2 protein-coding genes are annotated in these 7,386 nt (G+C 28.5%); both read right to left on the minus strand.

The features are described from left to right. Positions 1 to 259: 259 nt before the first annotated feature. Entirely contained in the window at positions 260 to 1,576 is a 1,317-nt protein-coding gene (locus ACFFU9_RS10625; protein WP_379861417.1) for a TlpA family protein disulfide reductase, read from the minus strand. A 188-nt stretch (positions 1,577 to 1,764) separates the two neighbouring features. After that, entirely contained in the window at positions 1,765 to 7,116 is a 5,352-nt protein-coding gene (locus ACFFU9_RS10630) for a PDDEXK-like endonuclease domain-containing protein (protein ID WP_379861419.1), read from the minus strand. Between the last annotated feature and the right edge of the window lie 270 nt (positions 7,117 to 7,386).

The raw sequence follows: 7,386 nt of genomic DNA on the forward strand, positions 1-7,386 counted from the left end.
CGTTATAGGTTTTTAATGCTCAGTCAAAAATGGCACGGTTTGAACCGAAATGACTGGCACTATAAAACCGAAATCACTGGCACAAATCGAACCGAAGTAACCAATATATTTTGACCACATCAATCACAGCCTAGCCACCAAAGAACCTTCCCTAAACGTATCGTTTTACCCATAGTACGGCAAATCAACCGGATTCGTCAACACAGAATTCATTTTTGGCCTATCGGCAAAACGAATTCTTAGTTATTACCTGCTGGCTTTATTTATTTATCAAATTAGTAACTTCCTTTTCCAATTCCGTTCCTCTTAAATTTTTTGCCACAATCATTCCTTCAGGATTTAATAGAAATGTAGTCGGATACCCACCTATTCCATAAGTTTCTTTTATTTTATTAGAATCGTTTGATATAATTTGAGGCCAAGTTATTGAATGTTTTTCTATCATTTTTTCTAAATCTACTATTGGACTATCTCCAACAATACTTATAATTTCAAACTTCGACTTATCAATATTTTTATATAAATCCTTAAGGTTTGGAATTTCTTGGATACAAGGACCACACCAAGTAGCCCAAAAGTCAAGCAATATATATTTTCCTTTTAAATCAACTAATGAAATCGGAGTTTTTTTAATGAAATCATTCCCAGAAAAATCAAAAGCCTTAAATCCAATTTGGGTAGATGATAATTGATTTTTAGGTAAATCCATTTTTTCTAAGACCAATACATTTTCGTTCTTTTTTACACCTAAATTTTTGTATATATTATTTTTAATTTCGAGGTATTCATTTTTTGCAACTATTGTTTGGCGATCTGCCTTCTCTCCTTTTTCAATCAATTCGCTAACCTTGATAATTCCTAATTTGTTATATGACAAATCCATGAAATTGTTAGAGTTGATAGCTATTTCTTCCCCATGCAATTTCGTTGTTGCATATTGTGCAAAATTGCTCATAAACATGTCGTATTGTTTCATGTGTACGATTAAAAGTGGAGCACTAACATCAATTATTTTATTATTAGAAAATTGTTCAAAGCTAATTTTGATAGCGTTATGCTTTACTAATGAATCATTATTTAATTTATCTTTCGGGTTTATTTCGGTTGGTTTAAAAATATTGTCATCACTAAAGTTATAGTTATTATTTGCATCAACAATCATTCTCAGTTCTCCTAATGAATCTTTCCCAAAAGCAAAAGCTATTTTTGATTTTATTGGTTTTTTTGATAAATTTATTGAGTCTGGCTCCCAATTCCATGCTTTTTGTAATTCATTGTACCTTTCTTTTGTAATATTACCTAAATAGTAGTCTTGGTACACAGATTGATAAATATCTGTGTTTATGTCCCCAATTTTAACATCAGTCCAGTCATTGGGTATTCCAGATGTTTTTAAATGTGTTTTCTTCCAAGGGTCATTTTCATTGTCTGAATAAGGAGAGATTCCTCCCATTGATGATTCAAAAGGTCCATATCCGTCTTGAATTGTTATAGGTAATTTGACGTTTTTCTCATTTGAGCAACTTGTTATGAATATAAGACAAATACTGAGTAGAAAAATAGTTTTAAATTTCATGCGATTTATTTATGATTAAGATTGTTGTTAGTTTTTTTAGCTTGCAGGTAACGGTTAGTATATGAAAAGTAGGCGATTTCGAAGTACTAAACTTTCGGCTAAGCACAAAGCTTGATACGAGCCACAACCCTTGAATTTATTACTATTTCGCCTATTTTTTATATACATTGTTACCTGTCTGGCTTTTTTTATTCTAGTATTTCAATTTCTCTTATTCGGTCAATTTTAAAGTGTCTTTCAGTACCTCTTAAACTACAATCCGCTTTTAAAACTTCAAAGTCATATCCCGAATATCCATTTTTTGTTATAATGTTTAGATTACTTAAAATCCGCTCACTTTCTTGACCTTCTTTGTTTTTGTATGAAATTTTAACTTTCTTTTTCTCTGTAATGGCTTTTTGTATTAATAATTCAATTTGCCGATTATTAAAAGGTAGTTCTAAATCTTTTTTAGGTTTTAGTGTTTTCCATTCTTTATCATAATTTGAATTGTCTAGCGTTTTTCCTGTTGCTGTGAAACTTTGATAAACAAGTCTTTCTATTTGGTCAAATAGGTTGATTGAGAGTATTTCATATTCCAAATTGGTAAAATCATTGTAAATGACTTTATAACCTTGTAGATGTAATTGTTCTCTGTTAGATATGTTTTTTGTTAAATGAGCCTTGAATTTTTTATTCCCATTCTCCCTAAAGTGAAGACCAATAATCTCGTCTGTTTTAATTACTTTAAGATAGTTTAAAGTTGCATCACTATTTAATCCGTTTTTGTATTCTCTGTCAATACGTTTAGATAGTAATGTAGATATAAAAACCTTATTTAAATGTCCATTGTTATATCCTTGTAGTAAAAATCCGTTTTTATCACTTTCGTATAATGGTAAAGAATATGTTGAAGTATTGCTTTCACTTGTTTCCAAAATGTATGTACCATCAGAGTTTAAATTAAAATACCTCAATACTTTATCTTCTTCAAAAGTTTCTATTTCTTCTATGGATTCTACTACTATTTCTTCATCTTCTTGGTTTATATCAACTTCTAAGGCATCAATGAAAGACTTATGTGTATATGAAGTTGGTTTTTGTTGGGTTTCTTCACTAGGAGTTTCCTTGAAAACTTTGGCAATTGATATTACCTTATCTTTTTTCGTGTATTTTTCAATGAAATTGACCATTTTTTCAATTTCTGTACTTGGATTTCTTTTGTAAGCAGAATATAAAACTCTATAAACTTTCCAACCTACACGTTCTAAAAATTCTTGTCGTTCAACATCATAGGCAACATCCTCTGGAAGCGAATGAAATGGGTCGCCATCACATTCAATGGCAATCATCTTTCCATTGTTCGACACCACAAGGTCAAGTTTAAAATTTACATAAGTTTCTTTTTGAGAATGATGATTATAAAAGGTTTCATCTTCTTTTACTTTATATTGTGGCTGAATGAATAGATAGCCTTCATTAATTAAAGCACTTGTAATATCATATTCAAACCAACTGTCAAAGGGTTTGGGAATATTGTATAAATCTCTTTCATTTTCATTATCGGGTAGTTCAAATGGTTTTAGTTTTTTAGTTTCATTGTAGAAAAAGCTAAGTATTTTTAGCCTAAAATCATTATTTCTTAAATCTTCAGATTTTACAGAGTGAAATAAAATCATTTGTTCTTTTGCTCGGCTTAGAGCAACATTTATTTTCTTAAAATCATCCTTTAGATTTCCATCATCAACTATAGACCTAGGTTTTGGATTGTCATTAGATTTAAGTTTTTCAGAATCTAATGCTACTCCTAATGAAACGAGCATAACATCTCTTTCATCTCCTTGAAATTTTGGAGAATCTTCAATGATTAGCTTAATTTCATCAAGTTTATCTCTTCCAAATAATTCTGATAAATCTTCTTTAATATCTTTAAGTTTCTCTGTGTGTTTTACTAAACCTAAACTAACAACACCAATAGTTTTATTTTGATAAATTGGGTTTTTAATAATTTCAATTAAATGCTTTTTTATCGACTCAATCTCGGCATAAACAATTCTATCTTCTAAAAAACTATTCTGGACAAATACAGCTTTTACAGGCTCTAGTCTGTTTTCTGTGTTTATTTGTTTTAAAGGTTTTAGTGAATTGTCATAAAAATTATACTTGGAAAACTCGATAATTTCAGAAACGCATCTAAAATGTTCTTTTAAAGCTAAATTGGATGAACCTGCAACCATTTTTGATAATGTAAATAAACTATTATCACTTCTAATTTGCACTCTATCGTCTCCTAGAAACTCTAAATATTTATTTTTGATTGACTGAAAATCATTGTCATTTGCACCTGTTAATGCACTTGGAGAAGTTTGCTTGTCATCTCCAACTATAATCATATTTTTTGCATAATAACCCAAGATTAAACTATTAAAATCTAGCTGGCTTGCTTCATCCACAATTATGCAATCAAAAATCTCTGATTCTGTACCTACCGAATTTAAAACATCATTAAATTTCATTACCCAACAAGAAAGTTTATTGCTTATTTCGGCACTATTTTTTCTTGCTAAAAGTTGAAATTTCACTTTATCTCTTATGCCTCTGCTACCTTGATATAAATTAGTTTGGTATTCCACCAATAGATTGATGAATCTGTCTATTTCATTGGTATCAAAATTGTTTTTGAAGTTGTTTTTTGCTAAATCAAATAATATTTCAGATTTCAGTTCGTAAATTCTATCATTTATCTGACCTAATTTTTCTTTTGTTTTCTGCAAATCAATTATTTCATTCTCTAAAAAATAGTGGTTTGCGTGTGCAAATTCAAAATTTTCCTTTGTGATTTTTTCAATTGGTGTTTCAAGTAGAAACGCAAGTGTTTTGGGTAAAACCTTTTTAATAAACGATTTTGAATTGTTAAATTGATTTTCTTTTTCAGTTTGTTGAATAGTGTCTTCTATTTTTGTTTGAAAAGCTTTAAATATTACAGTTTCCGAAATGTTTTCTAAAGGAATATATTCACTATAATCATTTAAAAGCTTTGAGTTTAAAAACGTAGTACTAACTGTTTTTAAAGTACTTACGTCTTTTTTATAACTTAGCTCTAATTCTTTTAATTTTTCTAAATCCTCCTTGTAAGAAACAGAAGTTGTATAAATTTCTTCAACATTTGAAATTTCAATATTAAATATCTTAGAAAAATTGATGATGTCTTTGTTCTTTTGTAAAAGGTCGATAAGCGTAAAATTTCTTTCAACTTGTTCAATAGCTGTATTTAATAACTGATATTTTGAAGACAAATCAGAATTTTCATTGATTGTAATATCAAATCCTGCTTTTGTAATATAGCTTAGGTTTGAGCTTATTTCTTGGATTTCCTTTAGGTAAACTTTTAGTAAGTTTAAAGATGTTTTGTTGTCACAATTTTTAGAATTTAGAACAATATTTTCTAAGTAGCTAACTTGTTTGTATTTTGCTTTGAATTTTCCTAGAAAACCTATTTTTTCCTTTCGACTTTCAATTTGTGCCAAAAATGATTCAATATCTCGTAGATATTTTGAGGAATTTTCTGCTATTTCAGAATATTTAAGGTTTGAATTAAAATCGGTTACATTTTTATTCTTCTTTGTTAATTTGTTTTTAAGTTGGCTTATTTGCTGATAACTATTAATTACTATGTCTGCATTACTATATTTTTCAGTTATTTCAGTAACTGAATTTAAGTCAATTTTCAGAAGTTTAGATTTTGAAACATCATCTATATCCAAATGACTTTTTAGTTTTTCAATTTCACTTTTTCGGTTTAAATATTCAGTAAAATTAAAGTCATTTATTTTTTCAGAAATAGATTTGATGTCAAAATCTATTGATTTTAAGATTAAATTATCAAATGAATGTAACTGCTTATAAGTGCTGATTTCGCCCTTTAGTTTAACAAATTCATTAATTACTTCTAACGTAATTTCGTCCTTTATCCAATTCCAATTTTCATCATTTTTTGATTGAAATTTATCCCATAATTCATAGCTTCTTAAATCTTTAAAACTATCATTCAAAGAAACTTCATTGTATTCCTTCTCTAATACTTGATGTATTTCTGATTTGAATTGTAAATATTCTCCTTTTAGAATGTTAAGATTTGAAATTTTCTTTTCAATGTTTAAATGAAAATCATCAATTAGAATTGAACGAATATTATTTATGCTTTTTTCAAGAGAGAACCTAGTTTTATCAACTTCTAGTTGGATTTTTGTAAAAACTAAATCATCAAAATTTTGTGGAATTTTATCTAATAAGGATTCCAAAGCCTTATCCGTTTGAGCAGTTACTAATACCCTTTTGCCTTGTGCCAATAACGAACATAATATATTTACAATAGTATGTGATTTTCCTGTACCTGGAGGACCTGTAACAACAGTAATTCTATTTTTTAGGTAGTTATCGTAAATTTGTTTTTGCTCTTTGTTATAGGGTAGTGGAAAGAAAACAGAAAAATCTTGTTCTGCATTTAAGTTGGTATTGTTTTCTTTATGTTCTTCATACAATTCGTCAATAAAATAATTTGGCTTTACGTGCGAATTTGTATGTTCATTTTCAGGATTCCTTATTAATAAATTAAATAATTCCGCATTATTTTCATCATTTTCATTCTCTTCAATTATTCCTTTTGTAAGCTTGTCGAAAAACCGTGGTTTTTGTTTCTTAATATTTATAGAAGGTGAGAAAGAAAATTTGAAAGAATCTGTATTTACTGTATCAGATAAGGGTTTTGTAATTGTATTTTCAAACGTAGAGTTTTCGGATATTTGTTGTAAATTTTTTGCAATTAAATCTCTAAATTTTTTGTCATAAATATATTGAAAACCATTTGTTTCAATTTCTTCTTCAAATCTGTCAACAATGTTATTTAATGCGGTTTTTTCAATTGGTAAATTGTTTAAAAAAAAGAAATCGGCATAAGGTTTTTCGGTTTCTGAAAATGATAGATTTATTTTGTTTGTTATTGTTAGCTCAATTTTTAATGGGAAATGGAAAAGGTGTTGATTTGTTTTTGAAACACTACTTGTTTTACCATTACCTTGTTTAGAATGCTGAATTAAGCCAACACTTAAAACGATTTCAATGTTTGAATCATTTTTAATGTCATTATATGCTCTATAAAGTTTTGAGTAAACGGCTTTGTTACCTTTGAATCTTTGTATTTTATTTGTTTCCTGTATTCCAAAAGCTGAATTTTTAAATGAAATAAGTTCGTTTTCGCTTTCGCTCTCAAATTTATTTTTAGCATCATTAAATTCAATTATCCCCAAATACTCGCTTGGGATATTTATTTGTGGTTTTAGTGGTTTCTCAAGTGATAATATATTTGACTTACTATTTTCGTAACCTCCAATGAAAAAATCTGTCAATGTAGTTTCACAAAGATTGTCCTCAATCAGTTTTTCAATTTCATCAAGCCAAATGAAACTTGGTGCGACTGTTTTTGCAAAAATGTCCTTAACTCCACGCTCCAAAAGTTTTTTATACTCTTGCAGAAAAGTAATGTAGCTATTTAATATGTTCATCTAAATATTTTATTTTGCATACAGTTCGGTTTTTTTCAGCTTGCAGGTAACGGTTAGTATATGAAAAGTAGGCGATTTCGAAGCACGAGACTTTCGGTTAAGCACAAAGTTTGAATCGAGCCAAAAGCCTTTATTTTACTGCTGTTACGCCTATTTTTTATATACATCTTAAGTTTGTCTTTTATTAAATTTGATATATAATCAGAAAGAATAAAAGAGAGAATTAAGGTTAATATATACGGTGAAGCCTAGACTTCGACAACATTGATA

The sequence above is a fragment of the Mariniflexile ostreae genome (genome assembly GCF_042427585.1).
Classification (GTDB): domain Bacteria; phylum Bacteroidota; class Bacteroidia; order Flavobacteriales; family Flavobacteriaceae; genus Pseudalgibacter; species Pseudalgibacter ostreae.